Origin of the sequence: Empedobacter sp. R132-2 (assembly GCF_030324375.1) — a bacterium.
GTDB classification, from domain to species: Bacteria; Bacteroidota; Bacteroidia; order Flavobacteriales; family Weeksellaceae; genus Empedobacter; species Empedobacter falsenii_B.
Genome location: NZ_JACAGG010000028.1, coordinates 1 through 25,164, shown reverse-complemented (window position 1 = coordinate 25,164; position 25,164 = coordinate 1). Strand labels below are relative to the sequence as shown.

The window sequence follows — 25,164 nt, the reverse complement described above, 5'->3', positions numbered from 1 at the left end:
ATTATGTTCGAAATTTATCAAGACAAAGCAGGAGAATATCGTTTTCGTTTGAAAGCTAAAAATGGACAAAATATTTTGGCAAGCGAAGGTTATAAACAAAAAGCAAGCTGCGAAAACGGAATTGAATCTGTTCGCAAAAATTCGCAAGATGATTCTAAATACGAATTAAAAGAAGGTGCTTCTGGTAAATGGCATTTCAATTTAAAGGCAACAAATGGACAAGTAATTGGGACAAGCCAATCGTACGAAACTGAATCTGGCGCTAAAAATGGAATTGCTTCTGTAAAAACAAATGCTGCTGATGCAGAAATAAAAGAAGTAGGAGGTTAATTACAAACCGTCATAAAAAGCTGAAGCCTTGGATAAATCCAAGGCTCAACCTAATTAACACTAATATGAATTAACACTAAAAACTTATGAAGTAAAATAATGTTCAACTTTATTTTAGATGCGATCCAAGCATCCAAGCAGTTTTTTGATGTTGTTCTAATAAACCAACTAAGAAATCCGAAGTTGATATATCATGAAACTCATCAATTTCTACTACAGCCTGCGCCAAAAAGTTAATAATAACTTCGTGATCGTGTAGTAAATCAGCAATAAAACTTAAACTATCTTTGTTTTCTGTTTTTCTTGTTTCTGATAAATGAGCTAACTGCAAATACTCTGCCATAGTTGCTGGTGCATAAACATCTTTTTGACGAATTTTTTCTGCAACATCATCTATAACAATTTGTAACTCGTTATATAACGATTCAAAATACACATGTATTGTCTGAAAATCAGGACCTTCTACATTCCAATGTGCATTTCTTGTTTTTAAGTATAAAATATGTTCATCAGCTAATAATTTAATTAAAATATCAGCGATTTTTTGCTTTTTTTCTGGCGATAATAATTTCATATGATTAAATTTTATATTGTCTATTTGATTAACTTTACTAAAGCAAATATAAAACCAGAAAATGAATAAATTATAGATTTATTAAATCTTATTTCTATTCTTTTATAATTAAAAACTATGAACGACTCGAATTAACTTAAAATAAATAATGATGTTTACTTAAAAACAGAATTATTATTTTTGACTAGACAAATTTATAGTGGTTTTTTCAATTAGAGCCATTTTGAAAAGTTAAAAATTAATTAAATTTCTATGAAAAAGTTTCTTTTATTTATCATTTCTTTAACCCTAAGCAACACTTCTTTTTCTCAAACAAATCAAAATCAAACACTTAATAATAATTGGCGTTTCGGTGGTGGTTTGGGACTATCTTTTGGGAATAATAGTTATTTTGGATTTAATATTTCTCCAAGTGTAGGTTATATGGTTGCAAACAATTTAGAATTGGGTGCGACAGCTGGTTATCAGTATGCAAAAGATGATTATGTAAAACAAAATTTGTTTAATGTTGGTCCTTACATTAACTTTTTTCCAATCGAAAATATTTTCTTGAGAGCCAATTATATGTACTACACAGGAAAACAAAAATACAACGATCGCACACCATATTACAACAGTATTTATGAGGCTGACATAGACGAATCTGCGTTATGGTTAGGAGCTGGATATCAATCGAGCGGACCAGTAAGATTTCAAGCTGGTGTGATGTACAATGTTTTATACAAAGAAAACGAAAGTATATTTTCTTCAGGATTACAACCTTTTATGGGCGTTTCAATCGGATTATAAGTGATAAAAAAATCCATCTAAAGTTTTTAGATGGATTTTTTTATATTTATTTCAATTCGTCTTTTAAAAATTTTCCTGTCACACTTTTAGAATTTTTAGCAATTTCTTCTGGTGTTCCTTCGGCGACAATTTTACCTCCTTTACCTCCACCATCAGGACCAATATCAATCACATAATCAGCCAACTTTATCACATCTAAATTATGCTCGATAATGATAACCGTATTTCCAAATTCCACAATTTTATTAATCACTTTCATCAACACATTTACATCTTCGAAATGCAAACCTGTTGTCGGTTCATCTAAAATATAAATTGTTTTTCCTGTCTGTTTTTTAGCCAATTCTGTTGCTAATTTCACACGTTGCGCTTCTCCTCCACTCAATGTTGTCGACTGCTGCCCAAGCGTGATGTAACCCAAACCTACATCTTGCAACATTTTCACATAACGAAATATTTTCGGAATTGCTTCAAAGAATTCTACCGCTTCATTTACCGTCATTTCTAACACATCTGAAATTGATTTTCCTTTGTAGCGAACCTCCAACGTTTCGCGGTTAAATCGTTTTCCATTACATGTTTCACATTCGACATGAATATCGGGTAAAAAATTCATTTCAATTACACGCAAACCTGCTCCTTGACAAGTTTCGCAACGTCCACCTTTTACATTAAACGAAAAACGTCCCGGTTTATAACTTCTAATTTTCGCTTCAGGTAAATTTGTAAACAACGTACGAATATCAGAGAAAATTCCCGTATAAGTTGCAGGATTAGAACGAGGAGTACGACCAATTGGCGATTGATCCACTTCGATTACTTTATCCAAATGTTCTAAACCTTCGATTTTTTTGTAAGGCATCGGATCTTTTTCTGCTCTAAAGAAATGTTGATTCAGAATTCTGTACAACGTTTCATTAATCAACGTTGATTTTCCAGAACCTGAAACACCCGAAACTACAACCAACTCTCCTAAAGGAATGGTAAGATTTACATTTTTCAGGTTGTTTCCAGATGCTCCAAAAAGTTTTAATTCATTCCCATTACCTTTTCTTCGTTCTTTTGGAACTTCGATTTGTAACTGATTGTTTAAGTATTTTGATGTTAATGTATTTGATTTTAACATTTGTTCTGGTTCACCTTCCCAAACAATTTGACCACCATTTTTTCCTGCTTTTGGTCCAACATCAACCACATAATCTGATTCCAAAATCATGTCTTTATCATGTTCTACAACCAAAACTGAATTTCCGATATCGCGTAATTTCTTTAACGAATCTATCAATCTGACATTATCGCGTTGATGCAAACCAATACTTGGCTCATCTAAAATATACAACACATTCACCAATTGAGAACCAATTTGCGTTGCCAAACGAATTCGTTGCGCCTCGCCTCCAGAAAGTGTTCTAGAAGAGCGATTAAGACTTAAATAATCTAATCCGACATCTAATAAAAAAGATAAACGCGTATAAATTTCTTTCAGAATCTCGTGCGCAATTTGTTGTTGATTCGACGTCATCGAAACTGGTGCATTTTCAATCCATTTTTGCAACGATTGAAGATCCATTTCCGCAACTTCACCAATATTTTTATCATCGATACGAAAGAAAAGTGATTCTTTTTTAAGACGTTTCCCTTCGCAAGTTGGACAAATAACTTTCTTTCCAAACTTTTTGCTAATCGAACTTGAAGACGGATTATTTTTATCTTCCATTATTTCAGAAAGAAATTCATTCAATCCTTCAAAATCGATTTTATATGTTTTTTTAACTGATGCAAATTTAAGATCAAGATTCAATGTTTCTTTCAAACCATTCATTACATCATCAATCAATGCTTGAGGAAGTTTTTTGAAAGCAACTTTCTGGTCTACATTATGTTTGACAAAAATCGCTTCCAATTGTTTTTCTATTCGAGAAGATGATTTTAACGTCTCAAATAATTCTTCCAAATTATCAAACAACGATTTATCTTTATCTTGAAATAATTTTTCGTGATTTACCACTTTCAACTCACCTAAACCTGTACACGTCGGACAAGCACCTTTTGGTGAATTGAACGAAAATGTATTCGGTTCTGGCAACGCATATGACATTCCTGTCGACGGACACATCAATGAACGAGAAAAGAATTTCGTTTCATTGGTTTCGTAATCCAAAATCATCGTAATCCCATTACCTTGTTGCATTGCATGATCGATACTTGAACGCAAACGTTGATCATTCACCTTATCATTCAACAACATTTTGTCCACCATCAATTCGATATCATGCGTTTTGTAACGATCTAACATCATTCCAGGCGTAATATCTTGCAACTTGCCATCAATGCGCATTTCAAGAAAACCTTTTTTAGAATATGTTACAAAAACTTCTCGATAATGACCTTTTCTTGAACGTACAATTGGCGCTAAAATCGCAATTTTCTTCTCGCTGTATTGTGTTCGAATCAACTCAATAATTTGCTCTTCTGTGTAAGCAACCATTTGTTCGTTTGTTTCGACTGAAAAAGCCGTAGAAGCACGCGCATACAACAAACGAAGAAAATCATAAATTTCTGTAATTGTACCAACAGTGGAACGCGGATTTTTATTGGTCGTTTTTTGCTCAATTGCAATAACAGGCGACAAACCATCAATTTTATCAACATCTGGACGTTCTAAACCTCCCAAAAATTGACGTGCATAAGCCGAAAAAGTTTCGATATAACGACGTTGTCCTTCTGCATAAATCGTATCAAAAGCCAACGAAGATTTCCCACTTCCACTTAAACCCGTGATTACCACAAGCTCGTTTCGAGGAATCTTTACATCAATATTTTTTAGATTATGTTCACGTGCACCGTAAACTTCAATAAAATCTTTTTCCATGTTCGTTTGTAAGAAGTTGCAAAAATACAAAAAAAGCCACATTACTGTGGCTAAGTGTACTTTAAAAATTGTTAATTCTTAAGTATTTATTGTTTTTTAATTGGAATATAAATTCGAGAAATTAGTTTTAAACTATCTGTTTCCTTCGGATCGTTTAACATAATTTCTAATTGTTTTGTATCCAGTTGTAATTTTTTAGATTTTGCATAATTCTTCATTTTCTCGATTGTTTGCGCACGCTTAGAACGAGGTCCTAAATGCAATGTCAACAAATAATCTCCACCAGGAACAACCACTTTTTTCATCTCTTTTTGCAAAGGCAAATCTTCTATTAATTGTATTCCAGCAAAAAATGTTGTCTTATCTTTTTCTTTATCAAAATCAGTAAAGTAGACATATGGAAAACCTAAATCGAAATCAAAACCACCTTCATCTTTATTCATTAACGATTTATAAATCACCTCAAAAGCACCATCTACTTTATCCATTATATCTTTTTCCGCTAAACTTGATTGTTTACGAATCGCTAATAAATTTGTTCGACCTAATTCTACAATTCGATATTCACCATAATTCAATCGTCCTTCTTTTTGATCCTTATCTAATCTAACTTTCACTTTTTGATTTAGGTTATCCAAAGATTTTTCAAATTTAGATTCAGGATTTTTGAAAAAAGCAAAATAGCGGTAGAAATAAGGAATTTCTTGACTTAAATAATTCAATTTTGCAGTTGTTTTCCCATTTTCTTGTTGTTCAAATTTGACATTCAAACTATCTAATTTTTCCCAACCATCATATTTTATCGTATAATTAACGAAACGATTAATCGAAAAATTTTCAATCGTTACTTTTCCTGAAGCAATTGAAGCATCTTCTGAATCCCATATCATATAATTTTCGTCCTCTTCTTTTGTATTCGAAAATTTCTTGATTGTCAAAGAATCCGAAGCTGTAAATTGTTGCCATTTCGAGAATTGACGAAGATTATAAAATTCGTCGTACACCAAACCAACAGGTGCATCAAATTCATATTGCATTTCTTCGTCGAAACGATTCGGTAAAACGATTGGTAATAAAGCCAAAACCGCAATAATGATTACTAAAAAAAGATTTATTTGTTTCATTTACAAAATTGATTGTACAAAAATAGAAATACTTTGTAGGACTCTTAATATTAATCTGAATTAATCTTTTAAAAATAGTATATTTGAGTAAATAATATAAACTTATGGACTTTACTAATTTAATTCAAGGAGCAATGGGACAACAAATTGTTGGTTCTGCTGCAAAACAATTAGGGATTAATGAATCTCAAGCTCAAACTGCTGTTGCAGCAGCTGTACCTTTTTTATTGTCTGCTTTAAATAAAAATGCACAAGGCGGAGGTGCTGAAGGAATTTCGAATGCTTTGAATCAACATGACGGGAGTATTTTGGATAATCTTTCTGGATTTTTAGGTCAAGGAGGAAACCAACAAGATGGATTAGGAATTTTAGGTCACGTTTTAGGAAATAAACAACAAAATGTAGAATCTGCAATTTCTCAACAATCTGGATTGAATACAGCACAAGTTACTCAAATTTTAGCGTTAGTTGCGCCAATTGTAATGGGCTACTTGGGTAAACAAAAACAATCTGCTGGATTAGATTCAAATGGGATTGCTGGTTTATTAGGCGGTTTAGTTGGTGGTTCTACAACTCAAACAAACCAAAGCGGAGTAAATTTAGGAGGTTTCGAAAAATTGTTAGATCAGGATGGTGATGGACAATTAGGAATTGGAGATGCCATGAGTTTATTGGGTGGATTTTTCAAAAAATAAGTCTTGTCTTAAACTGAATAAAAATACAAAATTTATTAAGCAGGAAATTTTCCTGCTTTTTTTGTTTCAAAAATTATCAACCTATATATTCTAAGTATTCGAAATTATCAAATTCATAAATATTAAAAGTTTGATTTAAAAAATATATTATTTTATTTGTTATTTAATATAATTTTATCAACAATAAAACACAAATAGCATGGATACTTTATTTTACTCAGAAAAATTCATTCAAAGAATTAAATCAAAAAACCCTAACGAAAAAGAATTTTTACAAGCAGTTGAAGAAGTTTCCGAAACCATTTTACCATTTGTAGAAGAAAACCCTAAATACAAAAAGTTCAAAATTCTTGAAAGAATTGCAGAACCAGAACGTATTATTCAATTTAGAGTAACTTGGGTTGATGATAAAGGCGAAATCCAAATCAACAAAGGTTATCGTGTACAAATGAATTCTGCGATTGGTCCTTATAAAGGTGGTTTGCGCTTTCATCCATCTGTTAATCTTTCTATTCTTAAATTCTTAGCTTTTGAACAAGTTTTCAAAAACAGCTTGACAACTTTACCTATGGGTGGCGGAAAAGGTGGTTCTGATTTTGATCCAAAAGGAAAATCGGACATGGAAATTATGCGCTTCTGCCAATCTTTTATGAGCGAATTATCTCGTCATATTGGTGCAGATGTCGATGTTCCTGCTGGTGATATTGGCGTTGGAGGACGAGAAATTGGTTATTTATTTGGTCAATACAAACGAATGCGAAACGAATTTACAGGTGTTTTAACTGGAAAAGGATTAGAATATGGCGGTTCTTTGATTCGTCCTGAAGCTACTGGTTACGGCTTATTATATTTTGTAGAATGTATGTTAGCCGAAAAAAAAGAAACCTTAAAAGGAAAAACAGTTTCTATTTCTGGCTCTGGAAATGTTGCACAATATGCTGCTGAAAAGTCTCTGGAATTAGGCGCAAAAGTGGTTACACTTTCTGATTCTTCTGGATATATTTATGATGAAGACGGTTTTGATACAGAAAAACTAAATGTCATTTTCAAAATTAAGAATGATGATTACGATAGAATTTCAAAGTATGTTGATTATTATCCAAACGCTAAATTTTTCTCCGACCAAAATCCTTGGAAAGTTCCTTGTGATATAGCTTTGCCATGTGCAACACAAAACGAATTGGATTTACAAGATGCGCAAACTTTACATCTCAATGGTTGCAAATTGGTTGCCGAAGGTGCTAATATGCCAACAACTCCCGAAGCGGTTCATTATTTTTTGGATCATCAAATTTTATACGGTCCTGGAAAAGCTGCGAATGCTGGTGGTGTTGCAACTTCTGGATTGGAAATGTCTCAAAATTCGATCCGTCAAAATTGGAACAGAGAAAAAGTAGATTATCGATTAAAAGAAATTATGATAAAAATTCATCACCAATGTAAAAAATATGGAAAAGGTGAATTTCAAGAAAATATAAATTATTACAAAGGCGCTAATATAGCTGGTTTCGTAAAAGTTGCCGATGCTATGATTGCTCAAGGAATATAAAAATCCATTTATAAAATTCGGTTCCCTTTACTGAATTTAGAATTCAATTGTTTGTTATTAAAGCTGGACTTCTGTTCAGCTTTATTTTTTTAGAGTGGAAAATTAATTTTAAAACCAATACCTCGAACAGATTCAAATTTTATCATTTCGTCGTTCTGAAAATATTTGCGCAAACGTGTCATAAAAACATCCAAACTTCTACCCATAAAATAATCGTTTTCACCCCAAATTTTTTCTAAAATCTCTTTACGACTCACTAATTTTTGATTATTCTGAATCAAGAAACTCAACAATTCTGCTTCTTTTTCTGTTAACTGAAATTTTTCTTCTTGATAAGATAATTGCAATTGATTTGGAAGAAAAACATAAGCTCCAATTTTGATCAATTCTTCTAAAACAGGTTGATTTCGTTTCAAAATATTTTTTATTCGCAAGACCAATTCTTCAGGATCGCAAGGTTTTGTGATATAATCATCTGCACCTAATTTCAAACCTAAAACACGATCAAAACTTTGCGCCTTAGCAGTCAAAAATAAATATGGAATTGTAATGGTTTCGGCTAATTTTTTCGCCAAAGAAAAACCATCAATTTCGGGTAACATGACATCAAAAATGATTAATTGAGCTGATTCCAACGATTCTATTTCCTTCAATAGTTTTTGTGGATGATCAAACCAAGTCACTTCAAAATCAGAAAATTCTAGATATTGTTTGAGAACAGTTCCCAAATCTTGATCATCTTCTACTAAAATTAATTTAGTTTTCATTCGGCAAAATGATTAAAAATTGAACACCTTTGTCTTTATTATTCTGAACGTTAATTGTTCCTAAATATCGTTCGATTGTATTCTTGACCAAAAATAATCCAACACCCAAACCGCTTACATTTTGGTTAATAGAACGATTCACACGATAATATTTATCAAAAATAAGAGGCAAATCATTGGTTGGAATTCCAATTCCATTATCCGAAAAATTCAATGTTATTTTTTTTTGAAATTTAAAATCTAATACAATTTCAGTAGCTCCATATTTGACTGAATTTTCAATTAAATTCTGAGCAATTTGTTTAAAATCGTTTGTTTTCAGTACATTATTTTTCTCGAAAATACTTTGATTAATAAGTTTAATTTCTGGATATTGAAGTTGAATCTTTTGGATAATTTCATTCAAAATAACCTCATCTAACAATTCAGAATTTTCGTCATTTTTCACAAAAATAGAATCAACAGTTTGCTCCAAACGATTAATTTGTCTGTTCATCATTTGTTGCGTTTCTGGATGTTGAACTTGATGCAAAGCAAATTTCATCGTCGTAATTGGCGTATTCAATTCATGCGCAATAGAGTCTATTGTCAAATGTAATTGATTGATTTTTTCTTCTTGTTTCGATAAATTTTTAAGACTTTTCCAATACAAAAAGACAATTAATCCAACAATCAACAAACTCACAATGATTAAAGGAATAATTTTCTTGAGAATTAAAAATTTCAAATTCAGTAATTCAAAATCTGTCTTTCCTCTAATTTTATATTTATGACGTTCATTTTTATTAATTCCTAAATCAGAATCTGTTTGATTACTAATATCATCCGATGACCAAACACTTTGATTAATATTAGTTGGTTTCGCAATTTTATTTGTCGTTTCGTAAATCACATACTTTTTCTTTGGCAATAATTCTTTATGATTCAATTCATCATAAACCGAATAAACATCTGTACGAAGCGCTATTTCAAAATTATTTTCCTTAGAATAAACGTCTAATAGAGAATCTACAATTGGCGTATAAATCTCATAATTATAATCTACTTTCGTTCGAATTATTTGTAATTCATCAAACTGTTTTTTTTCATCATGATTCAGTTTTTTGAAATAATCTAAAATCTTATCATCATTAGAATCTGTTTCATATTTTGACATAAAATTCATCACTTTAACTCCAATTTCACACGCCTCTTTATTCATATCTTTCTCAATCAATCGATACAAATTGTAGATATAATACCCTTGCAATGCAACCAAAACGATCAATGCAAAAGAGAAAATAAATGTATAATGTTTTTTAGATAATTTCATAAGCTTTCCATCAATTCAAAAATACATTGTTTTCGCACATAAATTACACATTAACTCATCGTTAACCGTTCATTAACCAAGTAAAATCGAAACTTGAAAGAGATTTGTTAAAAATCTGAACCATGAAAATAGTAATAACATTTTTTCTGCTACTTCCAAATTTAATTTTTGCACAAATTATTTCTGGAAAAATTATCGATGAGCAAAATCAACCAATCAAAAATAGTTCTATTGAAGTTGAAATTCCTTCACAAGATCCAATTGTAGCTGAATCGAATGAAAATGGCGAATTTAATTTTGAGCTTCATCAAGCACAATCATTTACAATTTACATTAAAGAATTTGGTTACCAAGAATTTGAAAAGACATATCAAGCTAACTCAGAAAACTCTTTGATTATTACGCTTCAAAAAGATGAAACAATTAACTTAAAAGACGTTGTTTTTTCTAGTCAAAAACCTTTGTTGAAACGAAAAATTGATCGAATAGAATTTAATGTCGAAAATACGCCTTTGCAAAATTTAAGTGCTTGGGATATCGTGAAAAACACGCCAAATGTTCTTCTAAAAAATGAACAGTTAAGTGTGAGAGGAAATACGCAAATTTTAGTCACAATTAATGATAAAAAAACATTAATGTCCCAAGATGATTTGAAACAATTGTTGGAAAATACTGATGGTGCAACAGTTTCTTCGGTTGAAGTCATTACCAATCCGCCTGCAAAATATGAAGCTTCTGGAAGCGCGATTATAAATATTAAAATGAAGAAAAATGTGCTTTCTGGTTACAAAGGACAAATTGCGACACGTTATCATCAATCTATTTATAGCAAAGGAATGCTGGGTACTACCCAATCTTACAATACAGAAAAATGGCAATTGACAGGAAGTTATTATTTTGTGAATGGAAAATATGTTCGCAAGAATTTTGATGTAACAACTTATGAAAAAGATCAGACACGCTGGGAAAGTGACATGATTCGTCGAACAGTTGCGAAACAACAACATATTTACAACTTTGCTTCTCAATATTCAATTGATAGTTTACAGAATTTTCAGTTTGGAATAAATGGTTCTAGAAATCCTGCTTCAATTGGGAATTATAACGTTCCGACAAATATTTACAATACAACAAATAATCAACTTGAATCATTTTATAAAACACAAAATCATCGTCGCGAAGCTTCAAATAATTTTAATACGTATTTGGTTTATGACAAAAAAATTGCGAAAAATAATTTGACTTGGAGTAACAATTTTAGTCATCGTTATTACAAAGAAAATCAAGATGTTTTAACAAAACTGAATTTCAAGGATAAACCTTATGAAGAAAATCGTTTTTTGAGTGCTGCACTTCAAAAATTGAATCTATTTTCTACACAAATTGATTATAGTTTCACTAATGAAAATTTCGGCTTGGAAGCGGGAGCGAAATATAGTTTTGTGAAGAATGATAATGATTTAGATTTCTTTGAGTCGATTCAAAATCAAATCGAATATCAACCCGAAAAAAGTAATATTTTTGATTACAAAGAACAGATTTTTGCGTTGTATATTTCTGGAAATTACAAATGGAAAAAATGGGAAGCAAAAGCTGGTTTGAGATCTGAAACAGCTCTTATAAATACGATTTCTGATAATCCAATTAGCCAAAATAAACGAACAAACACCGATCTTTTTCCAACTTTATACGTCATGTATAATTTTGAAAATACTGGACAAATTGGTTTGAATTATGGAAAAAGAATTGATCGACCAGATTATAATTTCTTGAATCCTTCAAAATCATATTACAATCTGTTTTCTTATTTTCAGGGCGATGCCAATGCAATTTCTACGATTATTCACAATTTGAGTTTATCTTACACTTTGAAAGATTGGAATTTTGAAGCCTATTATCGATACGAGAAAAATCCAGCGATGGAAATTTCTATTCAAAATCCTGAAACTTTCGAAACAGTTTATCATTTTACAAACATCAAAAATGGAGAAGCTTTTGGAGCAAATCTTTCGAAAAATTTTAATCTAAAATCGTGGTGGAAACTGAATTTATTTACATTTGTGGAATATAATCAAAATTATTTTTTCGGACCAGATCAACAACAATACAAAAATGATGTGTTTACTTATTATATTTCTTTAAGCACTCAATTGGATTTAGACAAAGCAAAAACATTTAATATTTCGACAGGATATCATTATAATTCCCCAGCTATTCAAGCTTCATTTGATATTAGTTCTTCTCAAAATACATATTTGATTTTAAACAAAAAAATATGGGATAAACGTTTTGAAATTGGTTTGGTTTTCAATGATATTTTTAAAACTGATCGCAATACGATTTCTACGAAATACGCAAACCAAAATCAATATTTCAAAGATTATCGCGATACACAATATTTTATGTTGAATTTGAAATACAATTTCGGAAACCAGAAAGTAAAAGAAGCGAAACAAGCGGAAAAAACTGCAGAACAAAATAGAATTTAGCGTTACAAAAAAAACTTAAGTTTTATTAAATTTGAGGAAAAGCAATAAAATGAATTCAGTAAAAATCATTCGAACAAATTCTTCTAACAAAGATTTTCAAGAATTGGTAACAGAATTAGATAAAGATTTAGCGATAAGAAATGGCGAATTTCATTCTTTCTTTTCGCAATACAATAAAGTTGACAAAATAAATCACGTTGCTATCGCCTATTTAAACGAAAATCCTGTTGGTTGTGGCGCTATAAAACATTATTATGATACAACGATGGAAGTGAAAAGAATGTATGTAAATCCTGATTTTAGAGGAAATAGAATTGCAGCTAAAGTTCTGAATGAGTTAGAAAATTGGGCAATCGAATTAAATTATGAACGATGTATTTTGGAAACCGGATTGAAACAACCCGAAGCAATCGCGTTGTATGAACGATGTGATTACACAAGAATCGAAAATTACGATCAATACAAAGACATCGAAGAAAGTGTTTGTTATGAAAAAATATTGAAATAGAAAAGCTGAGCGATGCTCAGCTTTTTTATTATTTATTAGATTCTTTTACCATTTTGTTCATTTCGGATGCCGTAATTTCACCATCCATAATCATGTACATTTGTTGATCATCGCTGTTAATACTCATCAACACATTTTTAAAAACTTTCGCATTTGCATTTTCCGTTAAAAAGCGAATTTTACTTCCGTCCTTATTTATCGACATCAATTTTTCGAAATAGATTATTTTTTCAAGAAAACAGTTCCTCCAGCTTGCGCTTTTGGAAAAATTGTAACATCAGCAATTTGTACATGTTCTGGTTGTTGCAACAAATACTCTATTGCATTTGCAATATCCTCTCCAGCCAATGGTTCAAAACCTTTGTATACATTATCCGAAAGTTCTTGATTTCCTTTGAAACGAACCAAAGAAAATTCTGTTTCTACCGCTCCTGGCGCAATATTGGAAACTTTGATTCCGTAAGGTAACAAATCATAACGCATTCCTTTGCTTAACGATTCTACCGCCGCTTTCGACGCACAATATGTTCCTCCATTTGGATAAACTTCTTTTCCCGCAATCGAAGAAAGGTTGATGATATGAGCATTTGATGATTGTTTAAGAATTGGAATAATTGCTTTCGAAACGTAAATTAATCCTTTTACATTGATATCAATCATTGCTTCCAAATCCTCCAAATCAGCTGTATCAAAAGGTGCTAATCCGTGCGCATTTCCCGCATTATTGATTAAAACATCAATATTTTTCCACTCATTTTCTAAACTTTCTACTGCATTAAAAACAGCTTCCTTGTCTCGAACATCAAATTGAATGGTTTTAACTTCCGTAATTTGACTCAATTCTGCCTGAATTTCATCTAATCGTTCTTGACGACGCCCACACAAAATTAAACGATAATTTGGTGCTAATTTCTTTGCTGTCGCCATTCCTATGCCAGATGTTGCTCCGGTTATGAAGACTGTTCTTTTCATTTTCTTAAATAATTAAAAGTGCTTTTTTAAGACCGTCTAAGATACAAGCTAAAAAGAAATTAAAAAATGATTTATCCTGTTTTCGTTCGATATTTTCTACTTTTTCTTCTTTCATTTTTCCACGAGAATCATTCTTTACCGCTGCATTTCCAACTGCTGATAATAGTTTCCTTTTCGAACCATCATCACGCAAAACATTCACTTTCAAATTTTGATAATCTATTCCAAAATTTCCACCAGCGACTTTATCATTTCCATCAAAATTAAATTTTATTTGATTAAAAAATCCGTCTACAGAAACCTTAAGATACGGTTTCACAAAAGGATCAAGATTTTTTGCAGGAAGTTTTGAAATTGAACCATTGATATTAAATTTCTCAGAACGATTCATTGGATTAAATGTCCAATTTGCGCGCAAATCTCCATTCATAAATTCTGAATGCCAATCAACATCAACGTCTGGTAAAGATATTTTACGATAACCCGAATTGACATTTTTAACCGTTGCATTTATCGACGAAAACGTCAATTTTCCTGTTCCGATACTTTTAGCCGTTTCCTCTTCATATTCTAATTTAGAGTTGACCAATTGCAATTGCTTCACACCTAAATCAAATTTCATTTCACGTAATTTTTGTGAAAACATTGTTTTACGTTTTGTGTCATCAGGTGGAACCAAACTTCTATAAATATTTGCATAAAGCTGGTTCAATTTTATTTGATTCGCTTTCAAAAAGAAATCTTTGGATGGAGAAATTCCCCACTGAATTCCATTTCCTTGTAATTGCTCGACAGAAACTGTATATAAATCGGCTTGTTTTTTCAATGAAGCTGTATACGCTTTTCGAGAAAGTTTTGGCGTTAATTTTAATTGATTCAACGTCAAGTTTCCATTCTGAAATTGCAAAGCTCCAGTATTCATCTTATACGTTTTTCCTAAATCGAAATCAATTCCTGAAGATTTTAACAACACAGATTTATACGAAAATGGTATTGCTTCTTGAATTGTTTTTGGATCAACATTGATTTGATTAAACGCTAACTGAATTTGCTTCAATGTTAAATTCGGCGTTTTTTGTTTATAAGGAACCACATCTAAATGTCCATTTACCAACGAAATTTTATCAACTTTTATAACATCATTAAACTCTTTTGAGGTTTTTCCTTCGCGCTGCGCCACTCGTCTTGGTTGTCCATAAATCGTAAATTTTGGATTTTTGAAAATAACATGATTAACATGAAGTTCTTTCCCATAATCATTTTTCAATCCTAAAACCTTCAAATTAACATTATTGAAATCAAATTTTTGTGAAGCAATAAAACGCGATTGCTTGATTTGAATCGTATCAATTCCAAGATTAAAATTAATCAAGAACTTTTCTGTTACATTTTCAACTTTCTTCGCAATAACTTTTTCATTCTTTTGATCAATGATTTTCACATTTACCTCATCCAATTTGATTGAATTTGTATGAAAATAGAAATCACCATTTTTTATTCCCCAACTGTTATTATTTAACGTCAAAATTGGTGCTTCGACATCTAATAATGTGTTTGATTTTGTATAATTTCGATTAAATTGATTTTTTGAAATTAATGGTTTCATTTTGAAATTTTTCAGAATCAATTTCTTTTCTGTCAAATCAAAATTAGATGCTGTTAACGTGTGCATTTCATTCAATCGATAATACATCGAATCCAACTTAATACGGAAAGTTTTATAATCAATCGGAATATCATTTGTTCGCGTCAACGCATTCATTTTTATTCCTTCGATATTTAACGACACATTATTTATTGCATATTTTACCGTTTTTGCATTCGAGAAGAGTGAACGAATTTTACCATTTTCTATTTGTAATTTTTTGATATTAATTAACTCCGCATCTTCCGTTTTTATGCTTACTTTTTTAGTTGATTGTTTCTCAACTTTATTCTCAGGTTTGGCAGAAATAATGGTAATTTTTGGATTTTTGAATTTGATTAAATCTGTTTTAAAATATAATTTATCTTCTGAAGTAAATCCCCAATCCATCTTAGAAAGCGAAAGAAGTGGTGATTCAATATCCAATAAATCATTTTCAGAATCGTTTGGAACGTACATTTTTCCGTTCATTTTAAGCGGTTTCATCAAGAAATTATCCAACTCAAAATCAGTTTCATTAAAACGAACTTTTCGTGCTCTAATCAATTGTTGATCTTTTACCACAAAAAACATCGAATCTAATTTGATATCAAAAGCAGAATATCTGAACGGAATTTTTTTGTCCGCTGTTCGCTCATTGAAACGAACGCCATCAAAATCGATCGAAAAATTAGAAACATTTGCTATATGTTTCTTTCCTGATTGAGAATACAAATTAAACTCGCCATTGTTGATATTCACATTGGAAACATCTATACTTTGCCCAACTTTGGATTGTGCTGTATCTTTTTTGATCGAATCTTTTTTCTCTTTGAGATAATAATTTACAGAAGGATTATTGATATTGATAGAAAGCGCCGCAACTTCTTTTTTGGTAATCAACTTGAAAAAATTAATTCCAACTACATTTATTTCTTTGACTTTTCCTGTTGCGTCAATCGAATCCTTTATCAACAAAGAATCTTTTGGAGAAACTTCGACATTTTTTAATGATAGTGAAGAATTAAAAACGGAAAAACTCAAATCTTCGTAAGTCAGATTATAGGCCGTATCGTTTTTTTCTGCAATGATTTTTGGAAGTCGATCATTCAGAAAATAGGAGATGTAAAAACTTAAAATAAAAAGTACCGCAATAATAGAAATTAAAGCGATACCGATTCTTTTTATCCAACGGTTGTTAATCATTGATATAGTTTGGTTAACAGTGTTAAAAACAATTATTATACCAAATATAACAAAATGTTAAATTTATTCGTTGATATCGTAAATTTCTTTGATATTTTCTAAGATTGTATCGAAGTTTAAATTCAAATCAATTAATTTTCCAGTAAACAAATCGAACACCCAACCGTGTACTTTCAATTCATTTTCCATTGCGCGTTGCACAAAAGGATTTTTTACCACATTTACACATTGTTCTTGTACATTTAGCTCTACCAAACGGTTGTAACGCATTCCTTCGTTTTCGATTGCATTCAATTCTTCTGAATGTAAACGATAAACATCACGAATATTACGTAACCAAGGATTCATAATTCCTAAATCTTTCGGAATCATTGCAGATTTAATCCCACCACAATTATAATGTCCACAAACTACAATATGTTTCACTTTTAGATGTTCTACCGCATAGTCCAAAACAGAAGTGGTATTCATATCCAAACTGATTACCATATTCGCTATATTGCGGTGTACAAAAACCTCTCCTGGCTCCGCTCCCAACAACTCTTCTGCCGTCACACGACTATCTGAACAACCAATGTAAAGCACTTCTGGGTTTTGACCAGCCGAAAGCTTATCAAAATATTGCTCGTCTTGTCCTAAACGTTTATTTACCCACTCTTGGTTGTGTTCAAAAACTTTTTCTAAATTCATAATTTTCTAAATTACATCTTGCACTTCTGGATGTTTACCAACATAAACGCTCACATAACTACAAAATGGTATGATTTTCAACTGATTTTTTCTTGCGTAATCTACAGCTTCTAACACTAACTTTTCTGCCAAACCTTGCCCTCTCAATTCGGGATTAACACCTGTATGATTAATCAACATTTGTTCTTCTTTCAGCATAAAAGTTAATTCGCCAACTTCTTTATTATTCTCATCAAGAAGTATAAAAACGCCATTTTTTCCTTCTAAATTCAATTCAATTTTCATAGAATATTATTTTAAATTCAAATTAATCTTTTTGGATGAAATTTGGTCAAAAAGATTTGTTAAAAGTCTCGATATACAAGACAAATTTACGGGTGAAAAGTTTTTAATTCAAAGAAAATTTAAACAAATCATAACAATCAATTTACAATCATCTTTCTGTTTGATACTCAACAACAAACCATTCTATATAATATTTAATGTATAGGTTTGAGTTTTTTACTTGATTATTTATTACATTTGTTAGATATTTTAAGGAAATATTCTTCATATGAAATTTATTGTATCGAGCAACACGTTATTAAAAAATGTTAACTTAATCGGAGGAGTTATTAACTCTAATAATACTTTACCAATCCTTGATAATTTTTTATTCGAATTGGATGGTAGCCAATTAACTATCACTGGTTCTGATTTAGAAACAACAATTTCAACAACTTTAGAAGTTGAGTCTAATGATAATGGAAAAATTGCAATTCCATCAAAAATCTTAACTGACACGTTGAAAACTTTCCCAGCGCAACCGCTTACTTTTATCCAAAAAGAAGGAAATACGTTGGAAATTGTTTCAGAACAAGGAAATTATCAGTTAGCATTTGAAGACGCAAACGAATATCCTCAAACGCCAGATATCGAAGACGCAAGCTCTACAACTCTTAGCGCAAGCATTTTATCAGAGGCAATTATCAAAACTATTTTTGCGACAGGAAACGACGAATTACGTCCTATTATGACAGGAGTTTTCTTCCAAGCAAATGCAGATATTTTCCGTTTTGTTGCTACAGATGCGCATCGTTTGGTAAAATATACACGCAACGGCTTAGACAATTTACAAGCTGCTGAATATATTATGCCGAAAAAACCACTTAACTTATTGAAAAATATTTTAGGAGGAAATAATGACGATGTAACAATCGAGTATAACAATACAAATACACGTTTTTCATTCCAAAATATCGTGTTAACTTGTCGTTTGATTGATGGTAAATATCCTAATTATGAAGCGGTAATTCCAAAAGAAAATCCAAATGTATTAACGATTAATAGAAACTTATTCTTAACATCTTTGAAACGTGTGGCAATTTTCTCTAACAAAACAACAAACCAAGTTCGATTAAAATTAGTTGGAAATTCATTGACAATTTCTGCTGAAGATATCGATTTTGCAAACAAAGCAGAAGAAAGACTTCCTTGTGATTACAATGGAACAGACTTACAAATCGGTTTCAATTCTCGTTTCTTAATCGAAATGTTGAACAATTTACAATCAGAAGAAATAACATTGGAAATGTCTGAGCCAAATCGTGCAGGAATCATCAAACCAGTTGATGGACTTGAAGATGGCGAAGAAATCTTAATGTTAGTTATGCCAGTTATGTTAAACGCATAATCAAAAAGAATACATAAAATTCATTTATACAATACAATGAAAATTTCATACAATTGGCTAAAAACCTACATTGATACAGATATCACACTTGATGAAGTGTCTGCTACACTTACAAGTACAGGTCTTGAAGTAGAAGGTGTAGAGCAAGTAGGTGGAGCTAAAAATTATTTGGAAACCGTATTAGTGGGTAAAGTTTTATCGGCTGTACCTCATCCAAATGCAGATAAATTAAAAGTTACTAAAATAGATTTAGGAGACGGAAAAGAAACACAAATTGTTTGTGGTGCTCCTAATGTTGTGGAAGGTCAAAATGTACCTGTGGCAACTGTCGGAACGGTTTTACCTTCACCAGATGGTGAATTTAAAATCAAGAAGGCAAAAATTCGTGGTGAAGAATCTTTCGGAATGATTTGTTCTGAAGTAGAATTAGGAATTGGTACAGATCATTCTGGTATTTTGGTTTTACCAGAAGATTTAAAACCTGGAACTTCTACGTTCGACCTTTTCGGAAAAAATGATGAAGTTGACCACGAAATCGAAATTGGTTTAACGCCAAATCGTGCGGATGCAATGTCACATTTTGGTGTAGCGCGTGATTTACATACGGCCCTTAAAACTCGTGATATCGCGTCAACATTCAAAACATATGATGTATCAAATTATCCTACGACAGATTTCGGAAAAAATCCTATTTCTATCGAGGTTAAAGATACAGAAGCAGCGCCTCGTTATGCAGGTATTTACTTAAAAAATGTAAAAGTTGCTGAGTCGCCAGATTGGTTAAAAAATCGTTTAAAAGTTATAGGATTATCGCCAATTAATAATGTGGTTGATATTACCAATTATATTTTACACGATTTAGGTCAGCCTTTACATGCTTTTGATGCAGCTAAAATTGAAGGAAATAAAGTAATCGTTCAGAAATTAGCAGAAGGAACAAAATTCACAACTTTAGATGGCGTTGAACGTACATTAAAAGGACATGAATTGATGATTTGCAACGAGAATAATCCAATGTGTATTGCTGGAGTTTTCGGAGGAAAAGATTCTGGAGTTTCGGATGCAACGACAACTATTTTCTTAGAATCAGCATATTTCGAGCCAGTAACAATTCGTAAAGGAGCGAAAGCACATGCATTAAATACGGATGCTTCTTTCCGCTTTGAACGTGGAATTGATCCTAACATAACTATCGACGCGTTGAAAAAAGCTACGATGATGTTAGTTGAAATTGCTGGTGCTGAAATTGCATCTAATATTGATGATATTTATGAAAATCCAATTCAAAACTTCAATGTAAAATTACGTTTACACAAAGTGGTTGAATTATTAGGAGTTGAAATTCCAGAACATAAAATCAAATCGATTTTAGAAAATTTAGAAATTAAAATTTTGTCAGAAAATGATGGAATTTTAGATTTAGAAGTTCCAGCTTATCGTGTAGATGTACAACGTGATGTGGATTTGATTGAAGATATTTTAAGAATTTATGGATACGATAATATCGAAATTCCTTCAAAATTCTCGTTTTCTTATGTTCCAAATCAAAAAGTTAGTCCAGATAAAATCGAAGATTTTATTGCGCGTCAATTGATTTCTTTCGGATTCAATGAAGCGATGAATAACTCGTTAACGAAAAAAGAATACGAACAAGTTTTCTTTTATCCAGAAGGAGAAAGTGTTGCCATGTTAAATCCACTTTCAGCTGATTTAGCTGTAATGCGCCGCACTTTGTTGAATGGTTTATTAGAAAATGTTGCGTTTAATATCAACCGTCGTAATTCGGATGTTAAATTATTCGAATTTGGGAAAATTTACCGCAAAATTGATGGTATTTACGAAGAAAATAAATGTTTAGGAATCGTTCTTTCAGGAAACTTTAATAGCGAATCGTGGATAGGAAATTTACGTAAAGCTTCATTTGCTGATTTGAAAGGTTTGATTAAACAAATTTTTGTTCGATTAGATATTCAAATTACAGATGAGTTACCTGCAAAAGATGATAATTTCTTAGATGGAATTGAATTTGTTTCTGCTCAAAAATCATTAGGAAAACTTGGAATCATCAGCAAAAAATTAGCAAAAAAATTAGGCGTTAATCAAGATGTTTTCTTTGCTCAATTAAATTGGGATGCAATGGTTGCTTTAGCAAACAAACACGATTTGAAATACAAAGAAATCTCTAAATTCCCAGGTTCTCGTAGAGATTTAGCTTTATTGCTTGACTCTTCTGTGAAATATGAAGAATTGTACAAAGCGACAAAAGAAGTGAAAACGAATTTGTTGAAAGCCGTTAATTTATTCGACGTTTACGAAGGAGATAAATTGCCAGCTGGTAAAAAATCGTATGCTTTAAGTTTTATGATTCAAGACGAAAATAAAACATTAAGCGATCAAGAAATTGATGGTTTAATGAATAAATTAATCAAATTGTATCAAGAAAAATTCAACGCTGAGTTGAGATAAAATATTCCGAAAAATGAAAAAGATTGTAACTTTATTTTCAGCAACTATTTTGATGAGTTTTATAGCAACTTCTTGTTCTACAAGTGCAAGTACTGCTAAAATTAAACCTAAATCGGAAGTTTCGATTTCAAATCAAAATTGGTATTTGATCAACGATAACAACGTAGTAAAAGGTTTGTACGATAAGGACGTAATGTTGATTATTGACGAAGCGAATTCGACTGTAAGTGGTTTTGCGGGTTGCAACAATTTCAATGCTGCTTTTACAAAAGTTAGCGGCGTAACAAGCTTTGTTAATTTTTCTGAAACTAAAATGGCTTGTCCTAATTTGCAAGAAGAAAAAGCATTTTTATCGATGTTGAAAAGTGTAAATCGTTACGAAGTTTCTGGAAAAGAATTACATCTTTACAAAGGAAATATCTTGTTATTAACATTTAAAACTTTGTAAGTTTTAATCATTTATAAAATCAAAAAGCGCTCTACGAGCGCTTTTTTTGTGGTTTATATTATTTATTTTGGACTTCTTTATTTTCTTCAACTGCTTGTTGAGCTGTAGGAGAAATTGCTTCATCACTTTGCTTGAAACCAATTTTAGTAATTGGAATTTCTTTTGATGATAAATAAAACTCTAAATCAGCATTTAATTCAATCAGACGATGCGGAAAATCTTGTCCAACATTTTGCTTGGCTTCTGTTAAGAAAATTGCACAATGTTTTAAATAATCAGGCGTTAATTTCGATTTTGCTTCTTGGAAAGCCGAAAACAGCACCTTTTCTGTCATCACAATATTTTTCGTTTCATCTTTTCTATACAACGCGTACAAACGTTTTTTAAGCGATTGTGTAAAATCAATCATCATTGTGTTTGAAAAAAGTCTCATTTCAGCCGCATAAGGCGTCCAGAAATCTTTGTTCAACGCATTTTGATTTTTCAAAATTGATAATAACGGAGAATCTTGCGCCAAATTTGCAGTCATGTGGTGTAAAAGTAATTGTTTGCGCTCGTCAAAAGTTGGAGGAAAAATAGGAATATGTAAATCAAAACGACCAGGTGCAACGATTTCATCATTCAAATTTGCTAAAGATTCAACAGCTCCAACAATCAAAAGTTCTTTCGTATCATTTTTCTGAATATGTCTAAGAACGGAATAAAACAAATCGACCATTTCGGGATAAATGGTATTTACAGAAGTAGAATGTAATATTTCGTCGAACGAATCAATAAACAATAATGTTTTAGGTTGATTCATCTTTTTTGAAAGAAAATCGGAGAATTTATTCTTTTTGTTATCAAAATTCCCAACTAAATAATCATTGAAAATATGTACAAATTCGTAACCAATCATATCCGCTATTTTCTTTGCCCAATATATTTTCCCACTACCTGGAGGTCCATACAAAATCAAGCCAGCAGGTTTTGAGATTCCCCAACTTTCTCCTTGATCTTTGCTAATAAATGGATCTAACATATCAGTCATATAAAAATACAAATCGGTATAACCAACTAAACTTTTACCAGAAAAATCTTCGCATTGCGGAAATGCTTTTTCTATAAACGGATATTTTCCCCCAATGTAAGAATGAATCAAATAACTTGACACTCCCGTTTTCATCTGCTTTGCAACCTCGGCAGGAATTCCATTTGTTACAAAAAAATGAAGCACTTCTTCTTCTTTCGCTCCAATTGTTTTAGCGATTTCTTCTATTGTTTTTTCTTTGGAATAATCTTCGGCATATCTTTTTAAGAAATCTTTATTCTCTTCCGAAAATGTTATAAATTGTTGTGTTACATTAAAATTTTCGTCAATACAAAAACTCAAATCAATATTAAAATCATTGATAAAATTCTGTAAACTTCCTAAAGATATTTCGAGTTGATTAGATAAATCTTTTAATTTCATTCTGTTGGCTTGTTCTAATTTCTATTAAAAATAAAGATTAATTCGTGAACTAAACCATTTTAAGTTCTAAACTTCTGTTAAAGGAACAAGCGCATCTATAGATGCGCTTGTTCCTTTTAATTGTATATTTTATAATTATTTACAATTTAGATGAATTAAGATAATCTTCCATTTCTTCTTTATTTGCTTCATCAGATTCGTCTTTTAGAACACGATGAGCCACTTTACCTACAGTTAAACCTTGAATAACGATTGAAAATAAAACAACGATGTATGTAATCTCTAATAACAAATCTTTCCATTCCGAATTTGGCATCGAAAGAACTAATGCAATTGAAACTCCTCCACGAATTCCTCCCCAAACCAAGACAATAAGTGAACCTTTAGAAAAAGTGTTTTTTCTTAAAATAGTACGAGCTGGAATAACAATTGATAATGTTCGAGATAATAGGACTATAAAAATTGTGGCAATTCCTAATAGAATTTGATCCATTAAATCTTCTATTAACAACAATTCGAAACCTATAAAAAGGAATAAAATGGCATTCATTACCTCATCAATAAGCTCCCAAAATTTGTTTAAATAATCTTGAGTTGTTTTACTCATTGCGAATTTCTTTCCATAATTTCCGATTATTAAACCTGCGATAACCATAGCTAAAGGACTAGAAATATGAAGTTCTTTTGCAATCAAAAATCCTCCCATTACAATCGACAATGTAATTAAAGCTGAAACTTTATAATCATCAATTTTTTTCATCGAATTAGACGCTGTAAATCCAAGTAATAATCCAAGTAAGATTCCGCCTCCGGCTTCCATTAAAAATAATTTTGAAACACTTGAAAAATCAGCATCAAAGCTTGGATTAGTTGCTATTTGTAAAACTACTGCGAACATTACAACGGCCACACCATCATTAAACAGTGACTCTCCTGTAATTTTTGTCTCAATAATTTTAGGAACTTTTGCTTGTTTCAAAATTCCTAATACAACGATTGGATCAGTTGGTGAAATTAATGTTCCGAACAATAAACAATAGATATACGGAATTTGAATACCAAAATATGGCGCAATGTAATATAAAATTACTGATATAATAAATGCTGATAATACTACTGATATTGTAGCATAAGTAGCAATTGTCCATCTCAAGTTTTTCAAATCGAGAATATTAACGTGCATTGCGCCTGCAAAAAGCAGAAAATTAAGCATTGCGCCCATCAATATTTCATTGAAGTCTAAACTATTAAAGAGTTGAAACATGTCTTTTGTAGCATCAGGAAAATAGCTATCTCCCAATAAACGGATAGCGATAGATACTAACATGGCGATAATCATAATTCCAATTGTTCCAGGTAATTTTAGGAATCGAAGGTTTGCATAAGAAAATAATGCAGCAAGAACAATTAGAACCGAAAAAGAATAATATAGTTCCATTGGTATTGATTGATTAAAATTTGGAAAAAGTTACAAAAAAAGAGCCACTATAAAGTGGCTCTTTCTATATTAAGACACTGTACCAAAAACTGTGTAAGTATAAAATTCTGCTTGGGTTAGGTTCTACTTTTTAGAGTCTAACCCTTTCTTGATATAGGATTAAAAATTGATCAATAATAACTCCCC

Annotated in this window: 21 protein-coding genes; 9 read left to right on the top strand and 12 right to left on the bottom strand. The window is 31.3% G+C overall.

The window, feature by feature from the left end; all coding sequences use genetic code 11:
* Positions 1-3 precede the first annotated feature (3 nt).
* Positions 4-330, top strand: a complete 327-nt coding sequence (locus tag HXZ69_RS11835) for a YegP family protein (RefSeq protein WP_125350254.1) — start codon at positions 4-6, stop codon at positions 328-330.
* 109 nt (positions 331-439) lie between these two features.
* Here HXZ69_RS11835 and HXZ69_RS11830 read toward each other — a convergent pair whose 3' ends face one another.
* The gene (locus tag HXZ69_RS11830) at positions 440-904 is read right to left on the bottom strand and encodes a Dps family protein (protein WP_286496098.1); all 465 of its coding nucleotides are present in this window, start codon (positions 902-904) and stop codon (positions 440-442) included.
* 252 nt (positions 905-1,156) lie between these two features.
* Between HXZ69_RS11830 and HXZ69_RS11825 the strand changes: the two genes are divergently transcribed.
* Positions 1,157-1,693: a hypothetical protein gene (locus HXZ69_RS11825; protein WP_286496097.1), complete on the top strand. Its 537-nt coding sequence runs from the start codon at positions 1,157-1,159 to the stop codon at positions 1,691-1,693.
* Between the two features lie 46 nt (positions 1,694-1,739).
* Here the strand turns inward: HXZ69_RS11825 and uvrA are convergent, their stop codons facing one another.
* Both uvrA and HXZ69_RS11815 read right to left on the bottom strand, forming a co-directional pair.
* Positions 1,740-4,565 (bottom strand): excinuclease ABC subunit UvrA, encoded by a 2,826-nt coding sequence (gene uvrA, locus HXZ69_RS11820; RefSeq protein ID WP_286496096.1) that lies wholly within the window; start codon positions 4,563-4,565, stop codon positions 1,740-1,742.
* A gap of 86 nt (positions 4,566-4,651) precedes the next feature.
* On the bottom strand, positions 4,652-5,689 hold the full coding sequence (locus HXZ69_RS11815) for a GyrI-like domain-containing protein (protein ID WP_219034942.1): 1,038 nt from the start codon (positions 5,687-5,689) through the stop codon (positions 4,652-4,654).
* A 104-nt stretch (positions 5,690-5,793) separates the two neighbouring features.
* Between HXZ69_RS11815 and HXZ69_RS11810 the strand changes: the two genes are divergently transcribed.
* Entirely contained in the window at positions 5,794-6,384 is a 591-nt protein-coding gene (locus tag HXZ69_RS11810) for a DUF937 domain-containing protein (RefSeq protein ID WP_180905983.1), read from the top strand.
* 199 nt (positions 6,385-6,583) lie between these two features.
* The gene (gdhA, locus tag HXZ69_RS11805) at positions 6,584-7,933 is read left to right on the top strand and encodes an NADP-specific glutamate dehydrogenase (protein WP_221854634.1); all 1,350 of its coding nucleotides are present in this window, start codon (positions 6,584-6,586) and stop codon (positions 7,931-7,933) included.
* Positions 7,934-8,022: 89 nt separating this feature from the next.
* On the opposite strand, the gene HXZ69_RS11800 is transcribed toward gdhA, so the two are convergent.
* Positions 8,023-8,700: a response regulator transcription factor gene (locus tag HXZ69_RS11800; protein ID WP_125350247.1), complete on the bottom strand. Its 678-nt coding sequence runs from the start codon at positions 8,698-8,700 to the stop codon at positions 8,023-8,025.
* Positions 8,690-10,012, bottom strand: coding sequence for a sensor histidine kinase (locus HXZ69_RS11795; protein WP_125350246.1), 1,323 nt, complete (start codon positions 10,010-10,012; stop codon positions 8,690-8,692). The genes HXZ69_RS11800 and HXZ69_RS11795 overlap by 11 nt, the downstream gene beginning before the upstream one ends.
* 122 nt (positions 10,013-10,134) lie before the next feature.
* Here HXZ69_RS11795 and HXZ69_RS11790 point away from each other — a divergent pair, with 122 nt between their 5' ends.
* Together HXZ69_RS11790 and HXZ69_RS11785 are read left to right on the top strand one after the other, a co-directional pair.
* Positions 10,135-12,501 (top strand): outer membrane beta-barrel family protein, encoded by a 2,367-nt coding sequence (locus tag HXZ69_RS11790; RefSeq protein ID WP_286496095.1) that lies wholly within the window; start codon positions 10,135-10,137, stop codon positions 12,499-12,501.
* Between the two features lie 49 nt (positions 12,502-12,550).
* Entirely contained in the window at positions 12,551-13,009 is a 459-nt protein-coding gene (locus HXZ69_RS11785) for a GNAT family N-acetyltransferase (RefSeq protein ID WP_286496093.1), read from the top strand.
* Between the two features lie 28 nt (positions 13,010-13,037).
* Here the strand turns inward: HXZ69_RS11785 and HXZ69_RS11780 are convergent, their stop codons facing one another.
* The 5 genes from HXZ69_RS11780 to HXZ69_RS11760 all read right to left on the bottom strand — a co-directional run bounded on the left by HXZ69_RS11780 (position 13,038) and on the right by HXZ69_RS11760 (position 17,786).
* Complete coding sequence (locus HXZ69_RS11780) at positions 13,038-13,214, bottom strand: hypothetical protein (protein ID WP_286496092.1); 177 nt, start codon at positions 13,212-13,214, stop codon at positions 13,038-13,040.
* A 17-nt stretch (positions 13,215-13,231) separates the two neighbouring features.
* Positions 13,232-13,981: an SDR family NAD(P)-dependent oxidoreductase gene (locus tag HXZ69_RS11775; RefSeq protein WP_219034947.1), complete on the bottom strand. Its 750-nt coding sequence runs from the start codon at positions 13,979-13,981 to the stop codon at positions 13,232-13,234.
* A 4-nt stretch (positions 13,982-13,985) separates the two neighbouring features.
* The gene (locus tag HXZ69_RS11770; protein WP_286496090.1) at positions 13,986-16,811 is read right to left on the bottom strand and encodes a hypothetical protein; all 2,826 of its coding nucleotides are present in this window, start codon (positions 16,809-16,811) and stop codon (positions 13,986-13,988) included.
* Between the two features lie 63 nt (positions 16,812-16,874).
* Positions 16,875-17,501, bottom strand: coding sequence for a carbonic anhydrase (locus tag HXZ69_RS11765; protein ID WP_038337245.1), 627 nt, complete (start codon positions 17,499-17,501; stop codon positions 16,875-16,877).
* A gap of 6 nt (positions 17,502-17,507) precedes the next feature.
* Positions 17,508-17,786, bottom strand: coding sequence for a GNAT family N-acetyltransferase (locus tag HXZ69_RS11760; protein ID WP_038337243.1), 279 nt, complete (start codon positions 17,784-17,786; stop codon positions 17,508-17,510).
* Between the two features lie 268 nt (positions 17,787-18,054).
* Here HXZ69_RS11760 and dnaN point away from each other — a divergent pair, with 268 nt between their 5' ends.
* The 3 genes from dnaN to HXZ69_RS11745 are packed head-to-tail and all read left to right on the top strand — an operon-like array spanning position 18,055 to position 22,087.
* Positions 18,055-19,173, top strand: coding sequence for a DNA polymerase III subunit beta (gene dnaN, locus HXZ69_RS11755; protein WP_038337242.1), 1,119 nt, complete (start codon positions 18,055-18,057; stop codon positions 19,171-19,173).
* A gap of 36 nt (positions 19,174-19,209) precedes the next feature.
* On the top strand, positions 19,210-21,639 hold the full coding sequence (gene pheT, locus HXZ69_RS11750; RefSeq protein WP_286496089.1) for a phenylalanine--tRNA ligase subunit beta: 2,430 nt from the start codon (positions 19,210-19,212) through the stop codon (positions 21,637-21,639).
* Between the two features lie 13 nt (positions 21,640-21,652).
* Positions 21,653-22,087 carry an META domain-containing protein gene (locus tag HXZ69_RS11745; protein WP_286487170.1) on the top strand — a complete coding sequence of 145 codons (435 nt, stop codon included), beginning with the start codon at positions 21,653-21,655 and terminating at the stop codon, positions 22,085-22,087.
* Between the two features lie 58 nt (positions 22,088-22,145).
* Here HXZ69_RS11745 and HXZ69_RS11740 read toward each other — a convergent pair whose 3' ends face one another.
* Positions 22,146-23,540 carry an AAA family ATPase gene (locus tag HXZ69_RS11740; RefSeq protein ID WP_286496088.1) on the bottom strand — a complete coding sequence of 465 codons (1,395 nt, stop codon included), beginning with the start codon at positions 23,538-23,540 and terminating at the stop codon, positions 22,146-22,148.
* Positions 23,541-23,679: 139 nt separating this feature from the next.
* Entirely contained in the window at positions 23,680-24,978 is a 1,299-nt protein-coding gene (locus HXZ69_RS11735) for a cation:proton antiporter (protein WP_286496087.1), read from the bottom strand.
* Positions 24,979-25,164: the final 186 nt, after the last annotated feature.